This window comes from Streptomyces iranensis (assembly GCF_017874715.1).
Lineage (GTDB): Bacteria > Actinomycetota > Actinomycetes > Streptomycetales > Streptomycetaceae > Streptomyces > Streptomyces iranensis.
Window position 1 is genome coordinate 53022 of sequence record NZ_JAGGLR010000025.1, and the last position, 26644, is coordinate 79665.

General features: G+C 69.3%; 28 protein-coding genes, 6 tRNA genes and 1 pseudogene. 16 read left to right on the top strand and 19 right to left on the bottom strand.

Annotated features, from left to right (window positions below):
* Positions 1-106 precede the first annotated feature (106 nt).
* Positions 107-322, top strand: coding sequence for a hypothetical protein (locus J2Z30_RS37140; RefSeq protein WP_044568618.1), 216 nt, complete (start codon positions 107-109; stop codon positions 320-322).
* 208 nt (positions 323-530) lie between these two features.
* Here J2Z30_RS37140 and J2Z30_RS37145 read toward each other — a convergent pair whose 3' ends face one another.
* The 5 genes from J2Z30_RS37145 to J2Z30_RS37165 all read right to left on the bottom strand — a co-directional run bounded on the left by J2Z30_RS37145 (position 531) and on the right by J2Z30_RS37165 (position 5384).
* A complete protein-coding gene (locus J2Z30_RS37145) occupies positions 531-1670 on the bottom strand; it encodes a methyltransferase domain-containing protein (RefSeq protein ID WP_209469001.1) in 1140 nt (379 codons plus the stop codon).
* Positions 1667-2554 carry a radical SAM/SPASM domain-containing protein gene (locus tag J2Z30_RS37150; RefSeq protein WP_308280217.1) on the bottom strand — a complete coding sequence of 296 codons (888 nt, stop codon included), beginning with the start codon at positions 2552-2554 and terminating at the stop codon, positions 1667-1669. The genes J2Z30_RS37145 and J2Z30_RS37150 overlap by 4 nt, the downstream gene beginning before the upstream one ends.
* 287 nt (positions 2555-2841) lie before the next feature.
* Entirely contained in the window at positions 2842-3282 is a 441-nt protein-coding gene (locus tag J2Z30_RS37155; protein WP_209469002.1) for a hypothetical protein, read from the bottom strand.
* A 55-nt stretch (positions 3283-3337) separates the two neighbouring features.
* Entirely contained in the window at positions 3338-4567 is a 1230-nt protein-coding gene (locus J2Z30_RS37160) for a helix-turn-helix domain-containing protein (protein ID WP_044568611.1), read from the bottom strand.
* 199 nt (positions 4568-4766) lie between these two features.
* Positions 4767-5384 (bottom strand): phage minor capsid protein, encoded by a 618-nt coding sequence (locus J2Z30_RS37165; protein WP_107073258.1) that lies wholly within the window; start codon positions 5382-5384, stop codon positions 4767-4769.
* 86 nt (positions 5385-5470) lie between these two features.
* Between J2Z30_RS37165 and J2Z30_RS37170 the strand changes: the two genes are divergently transcribed.
* Positions 5471-5968, top strand: a complete 498-nt coding sequence (locus J2Z30_RS37170) for a hypothetical protein (protein WP_044568610.1) — start codon at positions 5471-5473, stop codon at positions 5966-5968.
* Positions 5969-6037: 69 nt separating this feature from the next.
* On the opposite strand, the gene J2Z30_RS50205 is transcribed toward J2Z30_RS37170, so the two are convergent.
* The 5 genes and pseudogenes from J2Z30_RS50205 to J2Z30_RS37195 all read right to left on the bottom strand — a co-directional run bounded on the left by J2Z30_RS50205 (position 6038) and on the right by J2Z30_RS37195 (position 12105).
* On the bottom strand, positions 6038-7378 hold the full coding sequence (locus J2Z30_RS50205) for a phage capsid protein (RefSeq protein ID WP_245388874.1): 1341 nt from the start codon (positions 7376-7378) through the stop codon (positions 6038-6040).
* A 537-nt stretch (positions 7379-7915) separates the two neighbouring features.
* Positions 7916-8944, bottom strand: coding sequence for a PBSX family phage terminase large subunit (locus J2Z30_RS37180; protein ID WP_308280218.1), 1029 nt, complete (start codon positions 8942-8944; stop codon positions 7916-7918).
* A gap of 111 nt (positions 8945-9055) precedes the next feature.
* A pseudogene (locus J2Z30_RS37185) lies at positions 9056-10308 on the bottom strand (MFS transporter).
* Positions 10309-10413: 105 nt separating this feature from the next.
* Positions 10414-11001: a TetR/AcrR family transcriptional regulator gene (locus J2Z30_RS37190; RefSeq protein WP_044568609.1), complete on the bottom strand. Its 588-nt coding sequence runs from the start codon at positions 10999-11001 to the stop codon at positions 10414-10416.
* Between the two features lie 138 nt (positions 11002-11139).
* Positions 11140-12105 (bottom strand): helix-turn-helix transcriptional regulator, encoded by a 966-nt coding sequence (locus tag J2Z30_RS37195; RefSeq protein WP_044568608.1) that lies wholly within the window; start codon positions 12103-12105, stop codon positions 11140-11142.
* A gap of 96 nt (positions 12106-12201) precedes the next feature.
* Between J2Z30_RS37195 and J2Z30_RS37200 the strand changes: the two genes are divergently transcribed.
* Complete coding sequence (locus tag J2Z30_RS37200) at positions 12202-12567, top strand: VOC family protein (protein WP_044568607.1); 366 nt, start codon at positions 12202-12204, stop codon at positions 12565-12567.
* An 87-nt stretch (positions 12568-12654) separates the two neighbouring features.
* On the top strand, positions 12655-13641 hold the full coding sequence (locus J2Z30_RS37205) for an IS481 family transposase (protein ID WP_044568606.1): 987 nt from the start codon (positions 12655-12657) through the stop codon (positions 13639-13641).
* Positions 13642-13648: 7 nt separating this feature from the next.
* Here J2Z30_RS37205 and J2Z30_RS37210 read toward each other — a convergent pair whose 3' ends face one another.
* Positions 13649-14548, bottom strand: a complete 900-nt coding sequence (locus J2Z30_RS37210; protein ID WP_044581141.1) for a cyclase family protein — start codon at positions 14546-14548, stop codon at positions 13649-13651.
* 174 nt (positions 14549-14722) lie between these two features.
* Here J2Z30_RS37210 and J2Z30_RS37215 point away from each other — a divergent pair, with 174 nt between their 5' ends.
* Together J2Z30_RS37215 and J2Z30_RS37220 are read left to right on the top strand one after the other, a co-directional pair.
* Entirely contained in the window at positions 14723-15799 is a 1077-nt protein-coding gene (locus tag J2Z30_RS37215) for a phosphotransferase family protein (RefSeq protein WP_052701278.1), read from the top strand.
* Between the two features lie 77 nt (positions 15800-15876).
* Positions 15877-16158 carry a TFIIB-type zinc ribbon-containing protein gene (locus J2Z30_RS37220; RefSeq protein ID WP_044568604.1) on the top strand — a complete coding sequence of 94 codons (282 nt, stop codon included), beginning with the start codon at positions 15877-15879 and terminating at the stop codon, positions 16156-16158.
* Positions 16159-16224: 66 nt separating this feature from the next.
* Here the strand turns inward: J2Z30_RS37220 and J2Z30_RS37225 are convergent.
* From J2Z30_RS37225 to J2Z30_RS37245, 5 genes are all read right to left on the bottom strand, one after another.
* Positions 16225-16296 (bottom strand) — tRNA-Val (locus J2Z30_RS37225).
* Positions 16297-16307: 11 nt separating this feature from the next.
* Positions 16308-16379 (bottom strand) — tRNA-Val (locus J2Z30_RS37230).
* A gap of 24 nt (positions 16380-16403) precedes the next feature.
* Positions 16404-16475, bottom strand: a tRNA-Val gene (locus J2Z30_RS37235).
* A 1-nt stretch (position 16476) separates the two neighbouring features.
* Positions 16477-16547: transfer RNA gene (locus J2Z30_RS37240), tRNA-Cys, on the bottom strand.
* 28 nt (positions 16548-16575) lie between these two features.
* Positions 16576-16648 (bottom strand) — tRNA-Gly (locus J2Z30_RS37245).
* Between the two features lie 160 nt (positions 16649-16808).
* On the opposite strand from J2Z30_RS37245, the gene J2Z30_RS37250 reads away from it, so the two are divergent.
* From J2Z30_RS37250 to J2Z30_RS37260, 3 genes are all read left to right on the top strand, one after another.
* Entirely contained in the window at positions 16809-17882 is a 1074-nt protein-coding gene (locus tag J2Z30_RS37250) for a chorismate-binding protein (RefSeq protein ID WP_044568602.1), read from the top strand.
* Positions 17879-18706, top strand: a complete 828-nt coding sequence (locus J2Z30_RS37255; protein WP_044568601.1) for an aminotransferase class IV — start codon at positions 17879-17881, stop codon at positions 18704-18706. The genes J2Z30_RS37250 and J2Z30_RS37255 overlap by 4 nt, the downstream gene beginning before the upstream one ends.
* 118 nt (positions 18707-18824) lie before the next feature.
* A complete protein-coding gene (locus J2Z30_RS37260; protein WP_044568600.1) occupies positions 18825-19670 on the top strand; it encodes a GNAT family N-acetyltransferase in 846 nt (281 codons plus the stop codon).
* A 45-nt stretch (positions 19671-19715) separates the two neighbouring features.
* Here J2Z30_RS37260 and J2Z30_RS37265 read toward each other — a convergent pair whose 3' ends face one another.
* The gene (locus tag J2Z30_RS37265; protein WP_044568598.1) at positions 19716-20231 is read right to left on the bottom strand and encodes a DsbA family protein; all 516 of its coding nucleotides are present in this window, start codon (positions 20229-20231) and stop codon (positions 19716-19718) included.
* A gap of 133 nt (positions 20232-20364) precedes the next feature.
* On the opposite strand from J2Z30_RS37265, the gene J2Z30_RS37270 reads away from it, so the two are divergent.
* On the top strand, positions 20365-20826 hold the full coding sequence (locus J2Z30_RS37270; protein WP_209469008.1) for a hypothetical protein: 462 nt from the start codon (positions 20365-20367) through the stop codon (positions 20824-20826).
* A gap of 68 nt (positions 20827-20894) precedes the next feature.
* Positions 20895-21068 carry a hypothetical protein gene (locus tag J2Z30_RS37275; RefSeq protein WP_209469003.1) on the top strand — a complete coding sequence of 58 codons (174 nt, stop codon included), beginning with the start codon at positions 20895-20897 and terminating at the stop codon, positions 21066-21068.
* Positions 21069-21105: 37 nt separating this feature from the next.
* Here the strand turns inward: J2Z30_RS37275 and J2Z30_RS37280 are convergent, their stop codons facing one another.
* Together J2Z30_RS37280 and J2Z30_RS37285 are read right to left on the bottom strand one after the other, a co-directional pair.
* Entirely contained in the window at positions 21106-21675 is a 570-nt protein-coding gene (locus J2Z30_RS37280) for a CGNR zinc finger domain-containing protein (RefSeq protein WP_044568596.1), read from the bottom strand.
* A gap of 308 nt (positions 21676-21983) precedes the next feature.
* Positions 21984-22397 carry an SsgA family sporulation/cell division regulator gene (locus J2Z30_RS37285; RefSeq protein ID WP_003959770.1) on the bottom strand — a complete coding sequence of 138 codons (414 nt, stop codon included), beginning with the start codon at positions 22395-22397 and terminating at the stop codon, positions 21984-21986.
* A gap of 190 nt (positions 22398-22587) precedes the next feature.
* Here J2Z30_RS37285 and J2Z30_RS37290 point away from each other — a divergent pair, with 190 nt between their 5' ends.
* The 5 genes from J2Z30_RS37290 (at position 22588) to J2Z30_RS37310 (ending at position 26643) form a co-directional block, all read left to right on the top strand.
* Positions 22588-23043, top strand: a complete 456-nt coding sequence (locus J2Z30_RS37290) for a TIGR02611 family protein (protein WP_044568594.1) — start codon at positions 22588-22590, stop codon at positions 23041-23043.
* 90 nt (positions 23044-23133) lie between these two features.
* Positions 23134-23205 (top strand) — tRNA-Val (locus tag J2Z30_RS37295).
* Positions 23206-23459: 254 nt separating this feature from the next.
* Positions 23460-24740 carry an ABC transporter substrate-binding protein gene (locus J2Z30_RS37300; RefSeq protein WP_044568593.1) on the top strand — a complete coding sequence of 427 codons (1281 nt, stop codon included), beginning with the start codon at positions 23460-23462 and terminating at the stop codon, positions 24738-24740.
* A gap of 11 nt (positions 24741-24751) precedes the next feature.
* A complete protein-coding gene (locus tag J2Z30_RS37305; protein ID WP_044568592.1) occupies positions 24752-25801 on the top strand; it encodes a carbohydrate ABC transporter permease in 1050 nt (349 codons plus the stop codon).
* Complete coding sequence (locus J2Z30_RS37310; RefSeq protein WP_044568591.1) at positions 25798-26643, top strand: carbohydrate ABC transporter permease; 846 nt, start codon at positions 25798-25800, stop codon at positions 26641-26643. Before J2Z30_RS37305 ends, J2Z30_RS37310 begins: the two co-directional genes overlap by 4 nt.
* Position 26644: the final 1 nt, after the last annotated feature.

Here is a 26644-nt window from a genome sequence, read left to right on the forward strand (position 1 = left end):
GCCGAGGACCGGGCCGCGCGCCTAATGTTGTCGTCAAGCGGCGGGCGCAGCACTCGTCCCCCGAGGTCAGACGCTCGCCGCCCCCAGATGTGACGGAGGAGGGACGATGGCGGACACGGCTGGACGCACGGTCATCGGAACACGTCGCAGGTCCGTGAGCGCGGTGGTGGACGCGTTCGGCGGCCCGCAGACCGGCACCCGCCATCCTCTGGTCGCGGCGGCGATGGTGCTGCCGATGGCCATCCTCCTGACCATCACCTTCGGCGGCTGGGATGCCGTCGTCACACAAGCGTCGTCCGTGGCGGGAATGCTGGGGCGCTGAGCGCCCCGGGTCCGGGAGAGCGGCCCGGACCGGGGACTTCCGGCCATTAACCCCGTGGGGACGGGGGTGCGGCGGACGGCACGAATGCCCGGACAGCTGGGGAGCTGTCCGGGCATCGCGCCTTTTGGGCCTCATTCGGGCCGCCGCTGTAAGGACCCCTTACGCGGCTTCACGCGACGCGGCACCGGGGCTACGGCCTCCGCCGGGATCAGCTCAGTTCGGCAGACCACTTTCCGCGGCCGAGGAACGTACGACCGTCGGGCATGATGTCCACCCGGGCCCCTCGCACCGGTAGCTCGCCGTTGCTGAGCCAGTAGTCGCGGACCTTATCGAGGGCGTCCCACAGCCGGCGGGGGCCGCCCTGGTGCACGGTGGGCCGCTCGTTCCCGGTCGCCGTCGCCCGGGCCCACGATCCGTCGGCGTGTGCCATGAGCGCGACACGCTGCTCGCCGTCCTCCCGGTACTCGTGCTCGATACCGGGCGCCTCGACGTCGAGCATGGAAGCGAGGTCCCACGCGTTCGTGACATCGACGACGGGGTACGGAGCGCGGGTGACATCGTCTCCGTCCAGCTCCGCGGCCTTGGCGAGGCGAACGGCCACACCGGGCGGGTAGTCGTCACCGTGGCGCGCGTGCATGAACCCCGCGCGGTCCCACTCGACGCGCCCGGTCGCGCCCCCGTCCGTGTCCTTCTCGGCCGTGACGAGAAGGGAGGTACCGGCGATCGTGGTCACCAGCCGACCGCCGGGGCGGAGCACCCGGAGCCAGCTTTCGGGAATCGTGCGTACGGATACAGTCGCGACGATCCGGTCAAAGCTCGCGGGCTCGTACGGCAGGTCCCCGGTCGCGTCGATCGTGTCGAGCGTGGGAGCGACCCCAGCCTCGCTCATCCGCTTGCGGGCGATCTCGGTCAGGTAGAGGTCGACATCGACGCTCGTCACCTGCTCGTCGCTCAGTCGGCGGGCAGCGAGGGCGACCCCGTACCCGCTGCCCGTGCCCACGTCGAGCAGCCGGTCGCCGTCATTGATGCGGGCGTGCTGGAACATGCCCACGACCAGGCTCGGCAGGGTGGCCGAGGACGTCGGCCGACCGTGCGGCCGGTCGGCCGCCGTGGCGTAGTCGGCGTGTAAGGGACCGACACGGGTCACGAGCGAGGTGTCGCGGTACGCCGCGTCAAGCCAGCGATTCGGGTCTGAGGGGCCGTCGTGCAGTTCCCAGCCGTCCGAACCGCGCTTCCACCATCGGGGGATGAACAGGTGCCGTGGCGTGGCGGCGACGGCCGGTGCCCATCGGGAGTGCCGGTGTGTTGCGGCGCCAGCCAGAGCGACGGCGCGGGTGGACCAGTTCACGCGTGGACTCCAAGGGAGGGCGGCGGGGCGGGCGCGAAGTGCTTGGGGTTGCAGGCGGGCGTACGGGCGGGGTCGCAGTCGTTCGAATCGTCCGGGGTACAGGCGCCGGCGCGCGGCTCGGGCACGGCTGCAATCATCTCGCCCCATCGGCCGCTGTGCAGGATCTCGGCGAGACGCTGTTCGCGGACGTTGCCGGAGACCATGAAGCGGCTGAGGATGCAGCCGGACACGGCCCCGTCGGGGGAGACGGACACGCGATGCCGGAAGCAGTGCCCGCACAGCTCAGCGGCGTTCGGCATGCTCGTGTCCTGCTCGGTCGCGCGGCCGACCTTGCGCATGCGGTCGACCTGGATTTCTTTGATGCCGAACCGGTGCAGCTCCGCTTTGGCCTGCTCGACGCGCTGCCCCTCGATTACTTCGACGATGCCGGCGCGCATGGGGATACCGCGGCGGACCGCTTCGACGATGTTCGCCCTGGTGCGGTCGAGGCTTCCGCGCGTGCGGGTGATCTCCTCTTGCTGGGCTCGGTCGTCGCTGTAGTAGGACGTGGCGAGGCAGACGCCCTTACGACTGAACGAGTCCCACAGCGACGGCCGTACGTGAGTGAGGTTCGAATACACCTCGACTTCGAGGCCAGCATCGAGGGCTTCGTCGATGAACTGCGGCAGGTGCGGCGAGAGGGTCGGCTCGCCGCCGATGAACTGGACCAAGGGGATGCCCAGCTCAGCCACGTCCGCGATGACGTGCGACCAGTCGTCGCGGGTCATGCGCCCGGAGGGTGCCTGCGGGCTGCTGTCGGTGCAGCAGTGGGTACACCGGAGTTGGCAGGTTCCGGTGATCTCCAGCTCAACGGATTGGATACCGATCACGGTAGGTGTGCTCACGTGAGTGCCTCCATGAGTAGACGGGTGCGACCCTGGCCCTGCAGTCGCCTGGGGTGGTGCACCGCCCCCGCGCCGCGGGGGAACCGGTAAAAACGCGGGGTCGGCGGTCAACGGGCGGCGTGCCTCGCCGGTTTCCGGCGGCGCCGGCCCGCCCTCGCCGGGGTGGGTGGGTAGGACCTCGCGAGTGCCGCTTAGGTCATGGGCGGTCGCTGCACAGTGGAAGGTGAGGGGAAGCGATGCGGGGGTATGTGCCGAGGCGGGCGGAGCGAGCGTCCGCACAGCTGTGCTCACCGGTTACCCTCGCGGGCCTGGTGCCGCTGCTCGATGATGTGGTCGAGCTGGATTCGGTACAGCTCGACCTGCCTGGGCGTCAGAATCAGGACTGACTCGGACATGCCGCCGTCTTCGTGGTGGACCATGACCGGTAGGGCGGCCTGCTGCGCCCGGTGGTCGTAGATGACGTCCCGTTTCAGGGGACTGACGTGGGTGACCGGCACGGGCACGGGGCGCAAGGTGTCACCGCTGGACGGGGCCGACCATTCCCGGCCGCCTCCCGGCGGGCGCAGGTGGTAGGACGCCGAGCTTGCGCCCGGTACACGGACTACGACGCCGATCCGCCCGTTCTCCGCGAGGTCTGAGGCGAGGTCGCCGAGCCGGGGGCGAAACGGGGTGCCTGCGCGTAACTCGGCGCGCTGTGCAGGGAGTTGCTTCGAAGTCTGTTCGGCCATGCCCCGAAGCTAGGAGGAGGGCGGCGGCCGAATATGAACCGCAGGAATATCGCCCTCATCCATCGAGGTGAAAGCGGTCTGACATGCGGCGCAGCTTCTCACGGGTGGTCGCTCGTTCGGCGTAGACGAGGCTACGCAGGGTTGACCGCGCAATGGGGTGGTTGCGGATGAGCTGGGGCGCGATGTGTTCGGCCTTCTCCAGTTCCTTCAACGCCTTGTCCCGGTTTCCATCCCAAAGCCACGCGCGGGCAAGGTCCATGTGGTGATGTCCCTGGCGGGAGTTGGGGAGCCCGGCGACAAGTTCCGAACTGGTCTTGCGGTTTATGGCCAGTGCCCTTCGCTGCTCGCGCATCTCAAGCGCAACGCTGATGGCGTGGATCTGGACGTTGCCCGGCGAGAACGTGAGCGAATGCCGGTCGTACACCGGGGGACCGGAGTGTTCGCCCAACCGATCTGCGGCGTCCCTGGCGTGCGCGATGCGGTCTTCGGCCTCTGCCCGGTGTCCGCCCCGTGCTGCTGAGACTGCCGCGCGCAGTTGCAGCGAGCCCCATGCGCGGATGGCCAGCGGTTCGCCCTGGTCGTATCCCTGCTGCACGCTTCGAAGCGCCTTGTCCGAGAGGACGACGGCGTCCGCCCAATCTGCGGTTGCCCACATGTCCCACACCCGCATCCAGTCGGCCACGGCTGGCATGACGGAGTCGCCGGATAGCCGGGCCGACCATGCGGCTCGTTCACAGGCCATCGCGACCAATTCGGGGTGGCCGAGGGCGTGTGCGGCGGTGTGCGCGAACTTGCAGCACACGGCGTAGATCGCGAAAGCTTCCTCGCGCTCATGGTCGGTCGATACCTCGGCGAGGGCGCGAGCCTCCCGGAACAGGTCGGGAAGCACCTGCATGATCGCCACGTTCGCAGCTGCGTCGCGTAGGCGGTGCAGTCGGGTGGTCTCCTGCCAAAGCTGACCAGCCGGCCGCGGGATGCCGTCGAAAATGGGGGTGAGGTCGTACCGGCGCAGTTCCCGCAGGACTGATGACGCGGCGATCTGCCACTGATTCTCGTCGGGTGAGCTGTTGTACGGACGGCCGATCAGGTCGTTCGGGTGCACGTGCAGTTCGGCGGCGAGCAGGTTGAGCAGGCCGACCCGATCAAGTTCGATGAGGCCGCGTTCCATCTTCGACACCCACCCCTGAGACTTCCCCAGGGCGGCGGCGAGGTCGGCCTGGGGCATCCCGAGACGGAGCCGTGCGCGCCGTGCGCGACGGCCGATCTCCTCGGCTTCTTCCAACATCAGTGCGCCCCCTTTGCGGTGTGGCGCCAGCGGGGTTCAAGCGGGCGGCGAGGCATCCGTGCTCCATCCGTCAGGCGTATATCTCAGACGGTACCCAGAGTGCGCGACGGGTGTGGAGCGCTGCAGGGCAATTAGTGCGCCAGGGACGACAAAGGCGCCCCCGCGCGGCCTTGAGCGGCCGTACGGGGGCGTTGTCGTGTCATCGGCTGGTGAGCTGCCGTAGGGACAGCAGCAGGCCGCACAGGGCGACCAGCGCGGCCACGGACGGGAGTGGCCAGCGTGCGCGCTCGAGGGTGTCGAGGCGCGCGTCGTGGGCGTTGAGGCGTCGGGCGTGTCCCTTCTGCGTCTCGTCGCTCTGGTCGTGGCGCTGCACGAGCAGAGCGAGGGCGCCGTCGGTGGTGACCTCCGCGACGATCGCCCGGAACTTGTCGACGATCGTGCGCAGTATCGAGCGGTGAGTCGAGGTCACTACGTCGACGGTCTCCTGTGCGAGGTGGTCAACGGCCTGCGCGTTCGGGGTGATTTCGTCGACCAGCTGCCGGGCGCGGTCGGGCAGTGCGCCGAGCTCGGCGACCGCGGCGCGGTGCCCGGTGTTGTACGCCTCGGCGATCGCGTCGAACACGTCGAGGCGTACGGCCTTGCCGAGCTCGTCGACGCCCTGTGCGCTACGGCGCAGGGCAGTCACGGCGGTGAGCTTGCGCTCGGCCCACCCCGGAGCGTCGAGGCCGTCGGCGAGTAGCCGAGCGATGATGCCCGCCAGGTGCAGCTCGGCCGCGGCGTACAGATCGCGGGTGCGCTCGGTGAGGGGTTCAACCATGCCGGGGTGAATTGCCATCAGACACCCCGAATCTAAGATTGCGTGACACGAGCAGTGCCATGCTCGGAGGGGTGGGAGGGGTTCCAGTGACGGACCAGCCAGAAGACAACGAGGAATGGAGCGAGCTCCAGCTCCGCGTAGATCCCGAGGATGGGCCCTGGCTTGCCCACAGCCTCACTCACGTAATCGCGCAGGCGGGCGTGGTGATTGCAGCGACGACGTTCCTTCAAGCCGTCACTCAGCATTTCGGTAATCGGTTGGCTGGCACTATCGACGACGGCACACGTTCCGCCGTGCGCCGCTTCTTGCGACGCCAAAATCTCCAAGCAGGCAGCCTTGAGACCGAAATCGAACTCCGGACAGAGCGAGGGTGGCGGGTCTCGTTCACGCCTGACGTGCCCGCAGAGGCTTTACAGCAGCTATCTGACCTCTGCAATGCCGACCCGCCACACCCGGAGCTGGGGTCCTTCCTGATCAACTACGGGCGGGGTGGTTGGGAGGGATGGGGCGGCGTCGACGGAGAGTTCACCCACTACCGGTGGGAGCCCGAAGGGAAGTGCTGGACTCCTAGGCAGCCGAGCTGAACGGGAACGTCCCGACAAGATCGGGCGCGGCTGCTCCGGTCTCGGCGAGGATGAGGTCGACCTCGGCCTTTACAGCGGTGTCGTCCCATTCCGGATGCAGGGCCTTGACCTTGGTTGCGGTCGATTCGGCGCCCCCCTGCTCAGTAGCTCGAGCGTCGTCGCCTTCTGCTGCTCGGACTCCGCCACTCCATCCCCGAACTCGACGCGCGGCCGGTCGGGCGTGATGGGGCTGTTGAACTGGGCAGCGTCGACCAGCAACAGGACATGCAGCATGTCGGCGACGGCGCGTCGCCAGTACCCGGCCTTCTTCTTCCGGGTGACCATGCTGCGCGCGGTGCGGGCGTCGACCTCGGTCGCGGTGACGGGCTGCCCGTCGCCGTCGAGGCCGAACGCCTGCGCGTCGTACCCGGCTGTCTGCACGGCCTGTCGTACGACGCTCTCGGCGGTGCGCTGGTGCTCCTCGACGCGGATCTCGAACTGCGCAAGTGTGATGCCGCTGCCCTCGTTGGGCGGCATCTTCAGGCCGTGCCAGAGCTCGCGGTCATCATCGAACGATGCGCCGTTGCCCGGGCCTTCGCTGCGAAGGTAGCCATCGGGCACGATCAGCCGTGCGCGGGCGAGGCGGATATCGCGCATCCATGACGTCCATGTCTCGTCGAGGGCGTCGAACAGGTCGTGTACGCCCGCGAAGTCGCTTCGGCCGATGGGGCTCGAGCGGTGCAGCATGTTGGGCAGCATGTTGGGCACGTAGGCGGCCGTGAGCTGCGTGATCCCGGTCGTGACGCTCGGCTCGCCGTCGTCGCCCGGGGCGACCTGTGCGGCGAGGTCGGCGGTGTCGGGGTGCTCGGGGGCACGCGGCGGCCGATATTGTCGGGCGTGCCCTCGTACAGCGCGTGCACGACGCGGCCCGGTTCGTGCCGCTCGATGTGCCGCCATACGGTGTGATCCGTTGAGCTGTCGAGCTCGCGCCAGAAGCTGACGGCGCACAGCATGCCGAACCGAAACTCGGGGATCGCGGCGTCGGGCTGCATGACGGTGAGCAGGGGGGCGCGGCACTAGGTCGCGGTCCCACGTCACGCGCAGGAAGCAACCGGACAGGGCGGCGGCCTGCTCCGCGGCGCCGAGCAGGGTCTCTTGAACGCTGCCTTCGTCGAGCAGCTGCTCGAGGCGTTCCTGTGTCGGGGTGTCGTCGACGCGGATCGCCGGTATGTCGGCGAACAGCAAGTCGGCCGACGTGCGGTCGACATCGCCGGGCAGGGGCACATGTAGGCGCTGCTCGCGCTTGCGTGTGCGGTGCTCGGTCGAGCGGCGTCCCCACAGCTTGCGGCGCTCGCGGGCCTCGGGGTGGTGGCCGTAGATGCGGGCGAGGCGGTGCCGGTCGCCGCTGTACCACGCATCATCGATGCGCATCTTGGCGTAGTAGGGGGCCCACTGCGGTGGGGGCCACGCTGCGCCGTTATGTGGCAAGGACATGTGACCTCCCATTGGTGATCTTTTGAGGCCCCGGCGTAATCTTCCGTCGCATGGGTCAACAGCGGGATGTTCGGAATGATTTGAGCGGGCACGGATGGGGGAACGTCGTGCAAGCGGGGGCCGTGCACGGCGACATCCGGTTCGAGACGTCTACTGCTCCTGTGAGCCAGGAGTCAGCAGATCTGCAACGACGCTGGGAAGCACGTCAGCGGCGCCTCTTGGACGAAGAAGAGGCGAGGGAGGCGCAAGGTCAGGCACGGGCGGAGAGTTACGTGCGCCACGCCCGCGTAAGGAGGCGCGTGAATGTTCTAGTCTTGATCATCTTTAGTGCGGGCGCGGCGCTCTATTCCTCGGGCATCAGGACGTCCGTGACGCTCTCTCTGAGCGCCTTGGCCGTCTTCATTGTCCCCGCAGCTGTATATGGGTTGACGCACTACTCGCTGATCTTGAAGAGGTGGCGAGCCGGGAAAACGATCAAGGTACCGAAGTCTCGTTTGTACTGGTGAGCAGGTGCCGCCACTCGTGCGCCGTCGAGTGGACGACGTAGCGCAGGGCGTCGGCTGAGTGGTCGTCGACCTTGAGCGGGGCGTCTTCGCCGCGGTCGGTCGCCTTGGGGTCCCAGCTGTAACCGGGTAGCTCGGTGAGCAGTCCCTCGCAGGACCGGTGCACGAGCAGGCGGCCGGCGGCGAGCAGGCTCGACACGCTGCGGATGCCGTCGGCTACGTCATTGGTGGCGCGGGCGAGGCCCGGGTGCCCGTCGGCCCACATCTGCGTACTGAACGACGCGGCGCTCGGGTCGATGAACGTCCACTCGGGCGCCACGCCCGCGGGCGCGTCCGGGTCGGCATCCGGGTGCCGCCAATGGCCGAGCCACTTGCGGACAGCGGCACTGTACTGGGCGTCGGTCATGCTCTGGTGCGTGGCGCGCGCCTCGTGCCGCCACTCGCCACAGGCGTACAGGCGGTCGTCGACGCCTTCGCCGAGCAGCAGCGCGACAAAGGGGTTCGTCGTGCCGTAGTCGACACCGAGCCAGTACCGGCGCATGTCGGGCAGGGCGTCGACGACGTGCGCGCCCTCGTCCCACGTGTCGTAGATGGCGCCCTCGGCGACGACCCATGCACCCTCGATCATCCGTTTCCGCCACAATCCGACGTACTCGGCGGCGAGGTCGGCGACGTACTCGGGCGACAGGCTTGGGTTGTCGGACAGGCGGAAGTGCCACGACCTGAGATTCAGCTCGGCGGCGCGGCCGAGGTATCCGACCTTGAGCCAGTGCCGCGGCGAGTCCGGGTTCGTCGTGGCGAACAGGCGCGCGCCCGGGACGCTGAGCCTCGCGAGTAGCTGCGTCCAGAACTCCTCTGGTACGAGGGTTGCCTCGTCGACGTACGCGAGCTGCGCCGTCAAGCCTCGCAGCCGGCCTTCGGCGCGGGTGTCGGCGGCGCCGATCAGGTGGACCGTGTGGCCGAGAATGGTCGCCGTGGTGGCGCCGCGGGTGTGGTGCACGTGCCGGGCGAGGGGCCCGAACAGGGCGGGAGCTGTCCGGGCATCGCGCTTTTCTGGGCCCATTCGGGCCGCCGCCGGGGCCCCTTCCCGCGGTCGTACCGGGTGCCCGGATCAGTGAGGCGTTCGGCGAAGCGCACCCAGCGTAAGGATCATGAGCACCGCGGTGCATCCGCCCAGCACCATGACCGCGGACGGAGAGCTGCGGTCCAGGACGACTCCCCCTACGAGCGCACCCATAGAGATCGTGGCCTGAAAGGAGGCGGTGAACAGGACCGATGCCGCTTCCGGGGCATGCGGTGCCGCCTTGGCGAAGCAGGTCTGCGACGCGACCGGCACGGCGCCGTACGCGATGCCCCACACGATCAGCAGTACCACCGCGCCGGCCTCCCAGCGGCCCAACGCTGGAAGCAGGAGGGTCACCGCGGCGATCAGGCCGCCCGCGAGCCCGAGGACGGTCCGGGGATACCGGGCCACCCAGGCGCCGCCCAGGAAGTTGCCGAGGATGCCGGCGGCACCGTAGAGCAGCAAGAACGTGGTGATCAGAGCATCGCCGACATGGGTGGCCTGTTCCAGGAACGGTGTCACGTAGGTGTACGTGCCGAAGTGAGCCAGCACGACAAGAAACGTCAGCAAGAGCGCGAAGCGGATGCTGGCGCTGCGGAGCATGCCATTGAGGACGCCCAGCCGTGTGGTCTGGATCGGCGGAAGCGGCGGCACGAGCAGGAGCAGCATGACCAGTACGCCGACCGCCAGGGCTCCCATGACGGTGAAGGCCGTTCGCCATCCGGCGAGATCTCCGATGAGGGTGCCGGCTGGTACGCCGAGAACGGATCCCAGCGGCACGGCAGAGAAGATCACAGCGGTGGCCCTGCCGACCGGGACCGGCGGCACCAGTCGTTCCGCCAACCCGCCCCGATCGACCAGAAGCCGCCGATGGTGATCCCCACCATGATCCGAGAGGTCAGTACGGGCCAGTAGTCGGGCGCCGCGGCGGCAAGGAAGTTCGCCAATGCCAGCAGGAGCATGAAAGCGCACAGCATCAGTCGGCGGTCGAGGCGTGCCGTGGCCGCGGTGACCAGCGGAGCGGCGATAGCCGCCAGGAAGCCGGGCATGGCCATCATCAGTCCGGCCATCCCGTCCGAGACGGTGAAGCTGGATCCGATCGAGGTCAGCAGACCGATCGGCAGGATCTCGGTGGTGACGGTGGCGAAGATCCCCAGCATCACCGAGACCACGGCCGGCCACCCCTTCAGCGGGGCCCGATGGGGCGAGAGTTGGCCGTCGACCGAAGCGGTGATGGTGATCGGCATGGCGTTCCGTCCTGTGAGAGGCAGCGCGTTCGCCATCAGCCCAGCAGGTTTCATCAAGAGGTGGCTGGCAGGTCTGCGACCGCACCCTTGCCGTTCACGGGTGATGTTGTATCCCCGCGAGCGCCTATGACCAGCCCTCCGGTCTGAGGAGACGGTTGATCAGCGGGGGCGCAGGCCGTCGATGAGCAAGGTGCAGATGGACTGCAGGGCGGCCTCGGACCCCGGGGACCGCCATTCGGGGGCGTGCGCCGGATGGTGGTAGGCCATGGTGGCGTCGAAGACGGTTCGCGCCGTCGCGGTGGGGTCGGGGGAGGTGAAGTCGCCGCTGGTGACGCCGTCGGCGATGATGACGCGCAGCTGCTCGACCAGGTCGGTCACATGGTCGGCGGCCGCGCTGCTGTGTTCGGCCGCCAGGACCCGGTACGTGGCGAAGAGCTCCGGGTCCTCGGACAGCAGGGTCCGCTTGGCGGCGAACAGCGTGGTGAACCAGGTGCGGAGCCGCTCGGGCGGGGCCTGCCGGGTGTCGGCCGCGACCGCCGCGAGGGGGTCGCGCGCCCGGCCCAGCCAGCGCCGGGTGACGGCTTCGCGCAGCGCCGCCTTGGACGGGAAGTGGCGGTAGACGCTGGCGTGGCTGACTCCCAGAGCCCGCGCCACGTCCAGCACCGTGGCCTTCGCCGGTCCATGGCGGCGCAGCACGTCCTCGGTGGCCGTCAGGATGGTCTCGGCGTCGAGGGGGCCGGAACGCATCAGGGCTCGCCGTTCCGTACGAACCGCACCGCGCGGCTCCCGGCCCCGGCGGCGGGCACCGACTGCTCCCTCAACTCCAGTTCCTCCTAGTTGTACTGACCGGGCACGTTGATTGAGAACAGGGGACCTGATCGGCAATCACGATGCGGGGGTTGAGTGTCTGTTAGCCAGGTCCCTGGCGAGCTGACTGATGCGTGCGCGGGCCGTCTCAGGGTTGAGCACCTCGATGTGGTCGCCGAACTGAAGAAGCTGACGCACCGACTCGATGTCGGGGTAGCGCACGACGACGACGCACGAGCCTTTTCCCGCGTCGGAGACATGGTGGATGCGGGTGCCGAGGATGCGCCGCGCCAGGTCGAGACCCTTTTCCGGCAGGCGGATGGTCACGCTCACGCGATCTTGCCCCTCGGTGCGTTTCTTCAACACGGCCCATATGGTGCGGAGGCTTTCGCCTGGTTGGAGCACAGCTGGTGCGTCTAACTGTTCGAAGGCCGATAGTCGTTCCAGAGCGAGCAGCCGGCTGTCACCCTGGTCATCGGCGACGAGATACCAGCGACCTGATTTCGCCACGATCCCGTACGGGTCGACCACCCGTGTCGAGGCCTGGCTCTCGGCGCTGCGCCGGTACAGGATTCGAAGGCGTCGCCGGTGTCGCAGGGTCGAGGCCAGAGCCGATACTTCGACCGCTGCCTCGGGGGCAGCAAACCACGCGGTGCTGTCGACAAGCACCAGGTCAGCCAGCCGCAGCGGGCTCGGCGACTCAGGTGCAGCAGCCTGGCGGGCGGCGATCTTGCGCTCGGCCGACTCCCACACCGCAGTTAGACCCATTCGCTCACGTAGTGCGCTGTCCAAGCCGGCCACGGATAGGGCCTCCAGTTCTGGTGGTTCCAGATGGGATGCGTTGAGCCGTGCACTGGGGAGCAGGACGATCCCGCCGTTCCGCCCACGTTCGGCATAGACGGGCACGCCCGCTGTCGATAGCGCCTCGACGTCCCGCAGCACAGTCCGCCGGGACACCTCAAGACGCGCGGCGAGCTCCGTGGTAGTGAGCCGCTGACGGGTCTGCAGGAGCAGCAGGAGATGCAGGAGCCTTGAAGCCTTCATGCTTACCCATGTTCTCAGAAAAGGTGACAGGTCCCGTCGCGATTGGGTGATCCGCTGGGTGCTGGACCGAGTAATCAACGAGTTGAGGAGCACTCCATGCCCGCACCGAACCTGTTCCTGATCGGCGTCCGCGACGCCGAGGCCGCCACCGGCTTCTACAGCGACCTGTTCGAGATCGAACCGACCTTCACCAGTCCCCACTACGTAGCCTTCGAAGCTGCCCTCGGTGTCCTGTTCGCACTGTGGACGGGCTACAGCGAGCACGCGGTCCCGAGCCTCCCTCGTACGACAGAGATCGGACTCATGGTGCCGGGGCCATCGGAGGCGATTGACGAGATCTTCACGAGGTGGGCCTCGAAGGGGGTCCACGTTGTGCAGGAGCCGCATGATGCTGTCTTCGGCCGCACGTTCGTGATTACGGACCCTGACGGCAACCTCATCCGAGTCTCCCCGGTCGACTGACCTGCACTATCCCTCCCCGCATATCTCCAAGCTGAAGGGCCGGCCACACACCATGGCCGGCCTTTCAGCCTGTCTAGGAGCTCAGAAATGTCGCATTCGAACGCGGCCCTCATCCCGCGCCACCGGCTGAAAGTCGCTCGACTCGTCGCTGACGACGGCTGGCCAGTCAGCGAAGTCGCGGCCCGCTTCCAGGTGTCCTGGCCGACCGTGAAGCGCTGGGTCGATCGCTACCTCGCAGGCGAGTCCATGCAGGACCGATCCTCACGACCGCGGAGCTCTCCGGCCAAGACACCCAAGACCGTGACGAAGAGGTGCGTCAGCCTGCGACTACGTCTGCGGGAAGGGCCGGTCCAGCTCGCTGCGAGACTCAATATCGCCCCGTCGACAGTGCATCGAATCCTGCGATCGGCCCGCCTGAACCGACTCGCCTACGTCGACCGTGAGACCGGTGAGCCCGTCCGCCGGTATGAGCACGACCAACCGGGATCACTGGTGCACGTGGACGTGAAGAAGCTCGGGAACATCCCCGACGGTGGCGGCTGGCGCTACGTCGGCCGCCACCAAGGCGAGAAGCACCGCGCCGCGACGCAGAGCAAGTCACGCAACGCCTACGGCGGCCCGAAGGTCGGATACGCATTCGTGCACACCGTCATCGACGACCACTCCCGCGTCGCCTACACCGAGGTCCACGACGACGAAACAGCCGTCACCGCCGTCGGCTTCCTGCACCGGGCTGTCGACTGGTTCGCTGACCGTGGCGTCACCATTGAGAGGGTCCTGTCGGACAACGGCGGCGCGTACCGCTCGTACCTGTGGCGCGACAACTGCGAAGCGCTTTCGATCACCTCGAAGTTCACGCGCCCTTACCGCCCGCAGACGAACGGGAAGGTCGAGCGCTTCCACCGCACCATGGCCGATGGCTGGGCCTACGCCCGCTGCTACACCAGCGAGCAAGAACGACGCGACGCACTGGCCGGTTGGCTCCACCAGTACAACCACCACCGCCCCCACACCGCGTGCGACAACCAGCCGCCATTCTCACGATTGATCAACGTGCCCGGTCAGTACACCTAGTGGCTCGTCAGAAGACCGCGAGCGGGTTGACGGGCACCCCGGTCAGCCCGTGGATACGCGGCGGCGCCACGGTGAGCAGGAAAGCATAGCGGCCCAGCTCCGCGCAGACGGCGGCGAGCTCGTCCACCTCGGCTGCGTCGATCAGGGGCAGGCCCATCATCGGCAGGGCGACCCGGTGCAGCGGCAAGGGGCAGGCGGGGTCCAGGTCCGGGTGCGCGTCGCCGATGTCGCCCGCGTAGAGCGACACACCGCGCCGGTGCATCCAGCGCACCGCGTCCAGGCTCATCCCCGGCATCGGGCGGTCGGGGTCGGGTGTCATGGACCATCCGCAGCGCACCACCAGGGCGTCCCCGGACTCCAGCCGTACGCCCTGGCGCTCCTCGGCCGCCTCGAAGTCCCGCGAGGTGACCGCATGGCCACTGGGCAGCGGGCCGTCGGCCGCCAGGTCGAGCAGGATTCCCCGGGTGGCGATCCCGGCGGCGTACGCCGCCGTGGAGCCGTGCCGGGCGCCGGCCGGGGTCACGGCCTCGTCCACGGGCCGCCCCGGATAGACCCGCCCGTCGCGGATCGTGTGCCCCAGTGCGTCGAGGTGCGTCGAGCGCGGGTGGTGGTTGGTCACCAGCATCACATCCGCCGTGGCGGGCGCCGGGGAGCCGACGTACACCATCATCTGCTGGACCGGCGAGGCGTCCTGGGTGGAGGGCGCGAAGGGGCCGCTGATGAGTGGCGTCGGCCGGATCGGAAGCGCGAGTGACACCGTCCGCCCGGTGCGGGCCTCCGCGGCGCCCCTGGTCCGGGCCTCCCCGGTGATGAGGTTGAGCGTGCCGCGCTCGTCGTCCTCGCCCCACCGGCCCCAGTTGCTCGGCGGATCCTCCGGCGCGTCGGTTCCCGTGTGTTGTGTGTCCATGGCGCCGAAACGTACCGCCATGGGTTACAGAGTTCAAAGTTTGTAACCCATCTAAGGGCGGGGCACGTGGAGCCCGCGCGCGGGTGTATCGCCCGACACCAGGAGGCCCGGAGCCCCGGCACCCCGCCCGGCAAGAGCTACGATCCCGGGGCAGCCGATGACATGGGGGGAGCCGTGAGCCAAACCGCGGCGCAGCTCGCCACCGCCCTCCGCCGGGCCCGGCGCGACGCCACCGCCGAGGTGACCGTCCTGGCCGACCGGCCCGACGGCACCGTCGTCCGGTGCGGCCATATCGTCGCCAAGGCGCATCCGCCCGGCACGGACCCGGCCGAGCTGGCCGTCCGGCTGGGCGTCGCGGCCCATCCCCGGTGCGCGGGGATACTGCTGCCGCCGGTCGACGGCATGGCCGCGCTGCCCGACGGGCGACAGGTCACCCTCTGGCCGTACGGCGAACCCGTGGCACCCGACGCGCCGGACGCCGCCCCCTGGGCCGAGGCGGGGAAGCTGCTGGCCCGGCTGCACTCCGTACCGATCGCCGAACTGCCCGGCCCGCTCCCGGCGATGCGCGGTCCGGCCAAGGCGGCCCGCGCCATCGCCCGGCTACGGGCGGCGGCGCTCCCCGACAGCGTGGCCACCCGGGCCGTGCTGCGGGCCTGGGCCGGACTGCCCGGCTGGGCCCGGGGCGTGGACCGTATGGATCGTGGCGTGGACCGTATGGACCGGCTGGATCGCGTGGGCCGCCCGGATCATCGGGACCGCGCCGACCGCGTGGAAGGCCAGGACCGCGCCGACCGCCTTGAAGGCCGGGAACACGGCGACCGCGTGGACCCACGCGAGGGCGACGGCGTTGGCTTCGGCGGCGAAGACAACAGGCTCTGCCACGGCGACCTCCACCTCGGTCAGCTCATCCGCCACCGCGCCACCGACTGGCGGCTGATCGACATCGACGACCTCGGCCTCGGCGACCCGGCCTGGGACCTCGCCCGCCCCGCCGCCTGGTACGCCGCCGGGCTGCTCGCCGCCGAGGACTGGGAGCGGTTCCTCGGGGCGTACCGGGCCGCGGGCGGCTCCGCCGCGGGGGAGGGCGATCCCTGGCCGCGGCTGGACGTGCCCGCCCGCGCCCTCACCGTCCAGACCGCCGCGCTCGCACTCGCCAAGGCGGCTGCTGCCGGACGGGCGTTGGACGAGGCCGAGGAGGCGATGGTGGAGGCGTCCGTCCGCATCGCCCACTTCATGGAAGCCGCCGGCTGAGGCCGTAGGGTGAAGTCCACGCGCCCGGACGCATGTTCCGGCGCGCTCTGTCAGAAGCATGAGGAGTTGAGCGGACCATGCAGTGTCCCAAGTGCCATGCGCCGATGCACACGTACAACCGCAATGGCGTGCAGATAGAGCAGTGCAGCGGCTGCCGGGGGATCTTTCTGGACTATGGGGAGCTGGAGGCGCTGACCCGCCTTGAGTCGCAGTGGACGCAAGCGGCGCCGCCCGCCCCGCCCGGTGCCCCGCAGGCGTACCCGGCCGCACCCGCGTGGGGCGCCCCGCAGCACGGGCACCATGGCGGCCATCACGGCCACCACAAGCGCGGCTTCGGGCACATGCTCTTCTCGTCCTGAGAAGCTTCCTGGCCGGAGAAACGTCAGAGGGCCGGAGCTTTCGCTCCGGCCCTCCGCCGATCGGTGTGGACGATACTGGGATTGAACCAGTGACCTCTTCCGTGTCAGGGAAGCGCTCTCCCGCTGAGCTAATCGTCCTCAGGACTGCGTACGCGATACTGGGATTGAACCAGTGACCTCTTCCGTGTCAGGGAAGCGCTCTCCCGCTGAGCTAATCGCGCAGGGTGGATCCGCGAGGATCCGAGTGGACGATACTGGGATTGAACCAGTGACCTCTTCCGTGTCAGGGAAGCGCTCTCCCGCTGAGCTAATCGTCCGAGGTGGAGACGGGATTTGAACCCGTGTAGACGGCTTTGCAGGCCGTTGCCTCGCCTCTCGGCCACTCCACCAGCCGTGGGGGTCGAAACCCCCACACCGAGCGGACGACGAGATTCGAACTCGCGACCCTCACCTTGGCAAGGTGATGCTCTACCAACTGAGCCACGTCCGCAGGTGTCGTTTCTCCGGGGCGCTTCCGCGTCCCGGCGACGTGTTGAACTCTAGCGGATTCCGGGGCCAGCTCAAATTCCGTTTCCGCAGCGTGCTGCCCTGCTCGCGCGCCGCACTCCCTCCCGAGGCCGCCCTGACCTGGGCACCATAGACTCGCAACCGTGCACGACCTGCCCCCGCTCGCCCGCTTCGGCGGCCTGCTCGCCACCGATCTACGGGATGTCACCAGCGACCCGTCGGCCCTGGAAACCCAGGGTTTCTGGGCCGTTGTCGCGGACTTCGAGGGCCGTCTGGTCTGCGCTCGCTTCGGGGATGTACGGGCCGAGCCGGTGCCGCCGCCCGCGCCCGGCGGCTGGCGCGGCCCCACGGCGGGGGAGTGGGCCTCGTCACTGGACCGGGCCGCCTACACCGCGGGGGTGCGCGACGTCCGGCGGCGGATCGCGGCCGGCGAGGTCTATCAGGCCAACCTCTGCCGGGTGCTGTCCGCGCCGCTGCCCGATCCGGCCGGGGCCGACGTGGACGCGCTGACCGCGCTGCTGGCCCTGGGCAACCCCGCCCCGTACGCGGGCACCGTAAGGCTGCCGGCCCACGGGGTGGAGGTCGCCACGGCCTCGCCCGAACTGTTTCTGCGGCGCACGGGGCGCACCGTGGAGTCCGGCCCCATCAAGGGCACCGGCCGCGCCCCCGAGGACCTGCTGGAGAAGGACCACGCCGAGAACGTGATGATCGTGGACCTGGTCCGCAACGACCTGGGCCGGGTCTGCGCCACCGGCTCGGTGACCGTCCCGGCGCTGTGCGCGGTCGAACCGCACCCCGGTCTGGTCCATCTCGTCTCCACGGTGCGGGGCGAACTCGCCCCCGGCACCGGCTGGCCGGAACTGCTCGCGGCCACCTTCCCGCCCGGCTCGGTCACCGGCGCGCCCAAGTCCAGCGCGCTGCGCGTCATCGAGGAGCTGGAGACCGCGCCCCGCGGCCCGTACTGCGGCGGTATCGGCTGGGTCGACGCCGACCGCGGCACCGGTGAGCTGGCGGTCGGGATACGGACCTTCTGGATCGACCGCGGCCCGGCCGGGGCCGTGCTGCGGTTCGGCACCGGGGCGGGCATCACATGGGGCTCGGAGCCGGAGCGCGAATGGGACGAAACGGAACTCAAGGCCGCCCGGCTGCTCGCGGTAGCGTCGGGTGTACAGCAGACAACGGGTGTACAGCAGACAACGGGAAGGGCGACGCGATGAAACCGGCCATCTGGCTCGATGGATCCCTCCGCGACCCGGACAGCGCCATGGTGTCCGTGTTCGACCATGGGCTCACGGTCGGCGACGGCGTCTTCGAGACCGTCAAGGCCACCGAGGGGCGGGCGTTCGCCCTCACCCGCCATCTGCGGCGGCTGGCCCGCTCGGCCGCGGGCCTGGGGCTCCCCGAGCCGGACCTGGACGAGGTGCGGCGGGGCTGCGAGGAGGTGCTCAAGGCCCACCCCGCGGCGTTCGGGCGGCTGAGGATCACCTACACCGGAGGGATCTCACCGCTCGGCTCCGACCGGGGCACGGCCGGGCCCACCGTGGTGGTCGCGCTGGTCGAGGCGGCCCGCAGGCCCGACGCCACGGCCGTGGTCACCGTCCCCTGGGCGCGCAACGAGCGCGGGGCGCTCACCGGCCTGAAGACCACCTCGTACGGCGAGAACGTGGTCGCGCTCGCCCGCGCCCGCGAGCACGACGCCACCGAGGCCCTCTTCGGCAACACGGTCGGCGCGCTCTGCGAGGGCACCGGCTCCAATGTCTTCGTGGTCCTCGACGGCCAGCTGCACACCCCGCCGCTCTCCTCCGGCTGCCTCGCCGGGATCACCCGCGCCCTGGTGCTGGAGTGGGTGGGCGCCAAGGAGACCGATCTGCCGCTGGACGCGCTGTACCGGGCCGAGGAGGTCTTCGTGACCTCCACGACCCGCGACGTACAGGCCGTCCACCGCGTGGACGGCCACACCCTGCCCGGCGCCCCCGGGCCGGTCACCGCCGAGGCCCTGCGGATCTTCGTCGAGCGGGCGGCCGCGGACATCGACCCCTGAGCGGGTGGCGGGGGCAACGGGCCCTGAGCGGGCGGGCCAGGGACCCGACCGGCCCGTCGTGGCGGATCCGCGCCGGAAAACGGGTGACGATCGCCCGGCGGGCCGGTAGAACACCTTCGTGACCACCACTCTGCGGCCCACCGCGCCCGAACGGCACACCGACGGCGGCGGGCGTGCCCGCGCGTACGAGGTGTGCGTCAACGGCCGCCCCGTCGGCTCCGTACGCCTCGCCACCGACGCCCGTCTGGGCCCGGCGGCCGGGCGTATCGAGCAGCTCCACATCGACGAGGCCGACCGGCACCGCGGTCGCGGCACGGTCGCCGCGCTCGCCGCCGAGGAGGTGCTGCGCGGCTGGGGCTGCACCCAGCTGGTGGTGAGCGTCCCCGCGTCGGCCACGACCGCCCTCGGGCTCACGGCCGCGCTCGGCTACCGCGAGCGCGGCCGCAACATGCTCAAGCGGCTCACGGACCCGCCCGAGCTGCCCGAGGGCAGCGCGATACGTCCCCTTACGGAGGCCGACTACCCGGCGTGGCACGCCCATAAGCGGGCCGGATACGTCGCCGATCTGCTGGCGCGCGGGCTCACCCGGCAGCAGGCCGACACCAAGGCGGACACCGAATACGCGACGCTGCTGCCGCAGGGCCCGGACACCCCCGCGGCCCTGCTGCGCGTCCTCACCCACGGCGGCACGGACGTGGGCACCATCTGGATCGCGCTGCGCGAGGGGGAGCCCGACGCCGCCGAGAGCGGTGAGGCGTACGTCTGCGCCGTTGAGGTCGCCGAGGAGCACCGCGGCCACGGACACGGCCGCACCCTGATGCTGGCCGCCGAGCGCGCGAGCCTGGCGCACGGGGCGCATAGCCTGGGCCTGCACGTCTTCGGCGGCAACACCCCGGCGCTGCGGCTGTACGAGTCGCTGGGCTACGAGTCGATCAAGTACCTGTTCTACAAGCCGCTGCTGTAAGGGCTTGTTCCGAGGGCTTCCAGGGCTTCCAGGGCTTTCAGGGCTTCAGGACCGCTCGGCGAGGAGGCGGGCGGCGATCTCCTCGACGCGCTCCCGCAGCCCCTCCTGGCTCTTGCCGCCGTCGAGCCGTTCGCCGCCGATCACATACGTGGGGGTGCCGGTGACCCCGATCGCCTTGCCCTCGGCCTGGTCCGCGTCCACGATCAGGATGTGCCGCCCGTCGACCAGCGCGGTGTCCATCTCCTCGGCGTCCAGCCCCAGTTCCCGGGCCACCTCCACCAGCACCGGCTCACCGCGGGTCCCGAGCTCCTCGGTGCGCTCCAGGACGGCCTCGACGAACGGCCAGCCGCGCCCCTGGGCGATGGCCTCCTCGGCCGCCTGCGCCGCCGCGTGGGCGTGCCCGTGGCGCTCCAGCGGGAAGTGGCGCAGCCGGATCTCCAGCGCGTCCTGGAAGCGGTCGCGCAGCGCGCGCAGATCGCCCAGGGCGGTACGGCAGTCGGGGCACTGCAGCTCGCACCAGACGTCGAGCACGGGACGGGGGGAGGGGTCGGTGTGGCTCATGGGGCCAGTCTTCCAGCCCCCGGACCCTGATCCGTACCCGGAGATGTCCCTGATCCCGGGCTCGGGCCATGGCCCCGGCCGCCTTACGGGGTGCACGATGGACGTACCGGAAGCCCAGTTCGCGGGAGGAACGATGCTGACCGACACCATCTGCGCCGCGCTGTCCGCGGCCGGTCTGGGCATCGCCGGGCTGACCGCCTACCGCAAGCGGTTCCTGGCGGCGACGCGGATCGCCGCCTACGCCCTGATCCCGCTGGGCCTGGCCATGACCGGGATCCTGGACTGGCTGACCGACCTGGTCTTCAAGCCGAGCATCTGGCTGGGCTTCGGCCTGCTGGGCATTTCCTGGGCGCTGTTCATGATCACGCGGGCGGTCGAGCACCGCTCCGGCGGCACCCGTAAGGAGCGCCGCGCGGCGGCCGCCGCCGAACGGGCCGGCGGGGTGTCCGCGGGGGCGTCCGAGCCCGCTCTGGGGCCCGGCCGGGGAGCCACCGGGGTCAAGGCGTCGGGGAAGCCGAAGACCAAGGGCGGAACGAGCTCTGGCACAGATGACTTCTCCGACATCGAGGCCATACTCAAAAAGCACGGGATCTGACAAGCGACCGATCAAAAAACGATCACCGGTCGCAGGCGGGTTCATGGCTGGGTCATGATCTCCGCGAGATGTTGCAATCACCGCCCGGGGAGCACTCCCCCATCGAAGGACCCCCTGTTCCGCCGAGCGACGAGGCCCGTGGCTGTCTCTTCGCCCTCTCGCAGCCGCCGCTGATGTGGTTCCTCGCGTTCATCGGCACCCTGCTCTTCGTGACCGCCGTCCACGACCTCTACCGGTGGTGAGGCGTCCCGCCCGGCCTCCGACCCCGTACGCGGGTGGTCAGCTCGCGGCCTCGCGGCGCCGGGCGCGGTACGCGGCGACATGCAGCCGATTGCCGCAGGTGCGGCTGTCGCAGTAGCGCCGGGAGCGGTTGCGGGACAGGTCCACGAAGGCGTGGCGGCAGTCCGGGGCCTCACAGCGGCGCAGCCGCTCCCGCTCGCCCCCCACCACGAGGAACGCCAGCGCCATCCCGCAGTCGGCGGTGAGGTGGTCGGCCAGCGAGGCACCGGGCGCGAAGTAGTGCACATGCCAGTCGTAGTCGTCGTGGTCGGTGAGCCGGGGCGTGGTGCCGGCCGCGGCGATCATCGCGTTGAGCAGTTCGGCGGTGCGGCGGGCGGCGGCCTCGTTCCCGGCCGCCGCGAAGACCTCGGCGAACCGGGCCCGTACGGCCCGTACCGCGGTGAGGTCGCGCTCCCCGAGCGTGCCGATGTCGCTGATGTCATTGCGCTCGACGAACCGGCGCAGTGCGGCGACATCGGCGAGGTCGTCCTTGTCCGCGCCCTCGGGCGCGGTGTTCACCAGATCGACGACGGCGTCGAGCGCGCACCGGGTGTCGTGGTTGATCAGCACGATTGGCTCCCTGGCCGGCTGGGTCGGCGGCTGCCCCTGGGCTGCCCTCGATCTGCCCGACTCTAGTCCTGCCGGGCCCCGGACGGTCACCAGGCGGCCCAGGGCGGCCCCGGGCGGTCATGCGACGGTGCCGGACGGTCACACGACGGTGCCGTCACCGCGGGCGCTGCCGCGGCGACGGCACCGTCGCCTGCCTCTGCCGTTGTCGGGATTGCCATGGTCGGGATCGTCGGTACGTGATGCGGTCGCGCCCCGGCTCGCGCCGTCTCCCCGAGTCGGACGGCCGAGCGCTCAGCTCTCGCCGGGTCTCAGCTCTCCGCCAGGATGTGGGAGAGCTCTGTGTCGAGGTCGAAATGGCGGTGTTCGGTACCGGGTGGCACCGCGGCGTCGGTTCGCTTCAGGAACGACTCCAGGGCCCGCGCCGGGGCTTCGAGCAGTGCCTCCCCCTCCGGGGAGCTCAGGGCGATGCAGACGACTCCCTGGCCGTGGCTGCGGGACGGCCACACCCGGACGTCGCCGGTGCCGGTGGGCCGGTGCAGACCCTCGGCGAGAAGATCGCGGGCAAACACCCATTCGACCGTCTCTTCGGCTCCGGTGTGGAAGGTGGCGTGCACGGCGTAAGGGTCGGCCGTGTCATACCGCAGGCCCGCGGGTACAGGCAGTGAGGATTCGCTCGACACAACGAGGCGCAGGTGCAGCTCGCAGCTGACCGTGGTGTTCATAAGCGCCAGGGCCTTTCGCTCAGTGTGCGCTCGGGGATTCGCACGTCGGCGAAATCGACATGCCACCTACGGTGCCGTTGTAAACCCCTCTGACCGTTTTGCGGCTCTTCTGGTAGCTCATGCGGCCCAGCTCCGGACCGGCCACTACCGCCGTTCCGGTGACTTCAAACGATCAGGTAAGTTGGGTCACATGAATGCGGAGAGTGACGGGCGGCGCGGGACTGCCGAAACGGGGCCCCAGGTCGCGACGGGGGGCGATGCGCCGAAGAAGGAGCCGGTCTGGGGCTCCCGGGCGCCGCGGTTCATCAAACGGTCCCGCCCGCTCCACCTGAGCTGGCAGGTCGGCGTGTTCATCGTCGGTCTCGGGGTCGTGGGTCTGGGTGTCGTCCTGCTGCCCCTGCCTGGTCCGGGATGGCTGGTGATCTTCGCCGGAATGGCGATCTGGGCGACCGAGTTCGTCTGGGCCCAGCTGGTGCTGGCCTGGACCAAGCGCAAGGTCACCGAGGCGGCACACCGTGCCCTGGATCCGAGGGTGCGCAGGCGCAATCTCATACTGACCTCGATCGCGGTGGTGATCTGCGCCGTGGCGGTGTCGGCCTATGTGTGGAAGTTCGGTGTCGTGATGCCGTGGAAGATCGAGCAGTGAGCGGCCCGGCGTCGTAGGACCGGTCATGGGACTGGTCATGGGACTGGTCATGAGCACGGTCCGGCATACGCTAATGTTGGGCGTGCGCCAGGGCGATTAGCTCAGTGGGAGAGCGCTTCGTTCACACCGAAGAGGTCACTGGTTCGAACCCAGTATCGCCCACCCTGGACCGAGGGCCCGGAAGGCATCTGCCTTCCGGGCCCTCGGTGTTGTCGCATGTCCGAAGGTGTCCGGTGCCGGGTGGTCGGCGGTCCCTCTGAGCGCTTTCGTCGAAGCGCTTCACCGCGATCCTGAGTGATCCTGTCCGAACCGTTGACGTACGCCTCGCTGGTCCCTAACTTGTCCCGGCAAGCGCTTGCCTAAAACGTTTCAAGCTAGCGGGGGCAGTCGGACGACCTGCCCGGGAGGGGCGTGTCATGGGTGCTGGGCGATGGACGGCGAAGGCGAGAGGGGTCCGGGTGGCCGCGGCCGTGGTGGCCGCGCTGGGGCTGCTGGCCACCGGCTGCGGCGGGGGAAGCGGTTCCGGAGACGGCAAGGTGACCATCCGCTACTCGTGGTGGGGCGCCAAGGACCGCGCGGAGCTGATCCAGAAGACGGTCAAGCTCTTCGAGAAGGAACATCCGAACATCAAGGTCAAGACGGACTTCTCCGAATACACCGACTTCTGGAGCAAGTTCAATACCCAGGCCGCGGGCGGAAACGCCCCGGACGTCTTCCAGAACTCCTACGCCTTCCTGCGCAAATACGGCGACAAGAACCTTCTGCTGGATCTGAACGGTCAGGCCGACGCCGGAAATCTCAGCCTGAAGGGATTCCGCGACGGACTGGAGAAGGCCGGGGATATCGACGGCAAGCTCCTCGGAGTGCCGGTCGGCGCCAATACCTTCGCCTTTTTCTACAACCCGGACGCGTATCGGAAGGCCGGCGTGACCGTCAAGGACGGATGGACCTGGGACGACTTCTTCGCGGCCGCCAAGAAGGTGCGCAAGGGCGGCGGCACCCTCTACGGCGCCAGCGACAACGCCAATGTGATGTACCTCTACGACCTGTATCTGCGGCAGAACGGCAAGGCGTTCTTCACCAAGGACAACAAGCTCGGCTTCACCAAGGACGACCTCACCGAGTGGTGGGGCCGCTGGCAGCAGCACGCCAAGGCCGATGAGCTGGTGCCGGGCAAGAAGTCCGAGCAGGCCAAGCCCAAGGCGTCGATCAGCGCCGATCTGTCGGCCTCCGAGTTCACTTGGGACAACTTCCTGGTCCGCTTCGCCGCCGAGACCAAGACCACCCTCGACCTCGGACCGATCCCGACCACGGACGGCAAGCGCACCGCCCAGTACCTCTCCTCGCTGATGCTCAGCGGCTCCGCCCGCACCCAGCACCCCAAGGAAGTCGCCCAGTTCATCGACTTCATGACCCATGACCCCGAGGTGGGCAAGATCATGGGCTACAACCGCGGCATCCCGGCGACCACCGCCCAGTACGACGCCTACCGGCCCCAGGGCGTCGACGCCAAGATCGCCGCGTATGAGAAGAGCGTGAGCACCAAGCTGGAGCCGATCACTCCGCATCCGGCCGGCGCCGATGTCGCCGAGGCCGCCTTCCTGAGGATCTACACCCAGGTCGCGCTGGGGCAGACCTCGATGGGCAAGGCGGTCGACCAGTTCTTCAGCGAGGCCGAGTCCGCGCTCGGCTCGTGAGGAGAGCTTCCGTGACACCGACCACGACGCGTGCGGCGGACGGAGTGCGGCCTCCCGACGGGACGACCCCCGGGGCGACCCCCGGGGCGACCCCCGGGACGACCCCCGGGACGACCCCCGGGGCGGCGGCCCGCGGCGCCCGCCCCGCCCCGGCGGCGGGGCGGCGCCAGGGCCGCCGGGAGACCCTCGCGGGCTATCTCTTCCTGACACCCTGGTGTATCGGGATCCTGCTGCTCACCCTCGGCCCGATGCTCGTCTCGCTCTATCTGGCGTTCACCGACTACAACCTCTTCGACTCGCCCCGGTGGATCGGGTTCAAGAACTTCCGGGACCTCTTCGAGGACGACCGCTGGTGGACCTCGGTCCAGGTGACGCTGAAGTACGTACTGATCGGCACCCCGCTGAAGCTGGCGGCGGCGCTCGCCGTGGCGCTGCTGCTGGTCAAACCCCGTAAGGGCCAGGGCTTCTACCGCTCGGCGTTCTACGCCCCCTCGCTCATCGGCGCCAGTGTGAGCATCGGCGTCGTCTGGCGGGCGATCTTCAACGACAACGCGGTCGTCGACAAGTCGATGAGTCTCTTCGGATGGGACGTCGGCGGCTGGATCGGTGACCCGGACTGGGCGCTGCCCACCCTCATCACCCTGACCGTCTGGCAGTTCGGCGCGCCGATGGTGATCTTCCTGGCCGGGCTGAAGCAGGTGCCGGGCGAGCTGTACGAGGCCGCCGAGATGGACGGCGCCGGCCGCTGGCGGCGGTTCCGGTCCATCACCCTGCCGATGATCTCGCCGGTGCTCTTCTTCAACCTCCTGCTGGAGCTCATCCACTCGTTCCAGGTCTTCACCTCGGCGGTGGTGATCGCGGGGTCGGGCACCAACACCGGCGGACCGGGCGACTCCCTGCTGGTCTACGGCTGGTACCTCTACGAGCAGGGCTTCCGCAATCTGCGCATGGGCTACGCCGCCGCGATGGCCTGGATGCTGATGCTCGGCATCGGCCTGGTGACCGCCGTGCTGTTCAGGACCCAGCGCGGCTGGGTGCACTACGAGGAGGATGCCCAATGAGCGTGTCCCGGCGCGCTGCGCGGGCTGTCATCTGGCATGTGGGGGCGCTCGCCGTGCTGGCGGTGATCCTCTACCCCGTGGTGTGGGTGATCGGCGGCTCGTTCAAGCCCGGTGACCAGATCGTCGGCAGCCTCCAGTTACTGCCCACCGATCCGATCACCGACAACTACCTCCGGCTCAGCGACGGCATCGCGGACGTGCCGATCTCGACCTTCTTCACCAACTCGCTGCTGCTGGCGGCCGGTTCGGTGATCGGCGTGCTGTTCTCCTGCTCACTGGCGGCCTATGCCTTCGCCAGGATCCGCTTCGCGGGGCGCGACGCGCTCTTCACGCTCATGATCTCCACCCTGCTGCTGCCGTTCCAGGTGTTGATCATTCCGCAGTACATCCTGTTCCAGAAGCTGGACCTGATCAATACGTATGCGCCGCTGCTGCTCGGCAAGTACCTGGCGGCGGACGCCTTCTTCGTCTTCCTGTTGGTGCAGTTCATGCGCGGGCTGCCCCGGGAGCTGGACGAGGCGGCCCGGCTGGACGGCTGTGGCCATCTGCGCATCTACTGGAACATCGTGCTGCCGCTGTGCCGCCCGGCCCTGATCACCAGCGCGATCTTCACCTTCATCTGGTCCTGGAACGACTTCATCGGACCGCTGCTCTACCTCAACGAACCGGACAAGTACACGGTCTCGCTGGGCCTGAAGCTCTTCATCGACCAGGACTCCGTCGCCGACTACGGAGGCATGGTCGCCATGTCGATGGTCGCCCTGCTGCCGGTGCTGCTGTTCTTCCTGGCCTTCCAGCGCCATCTGGTCGAGGGCGCGGCGACTTCCGGACTGAAGGGCTGAG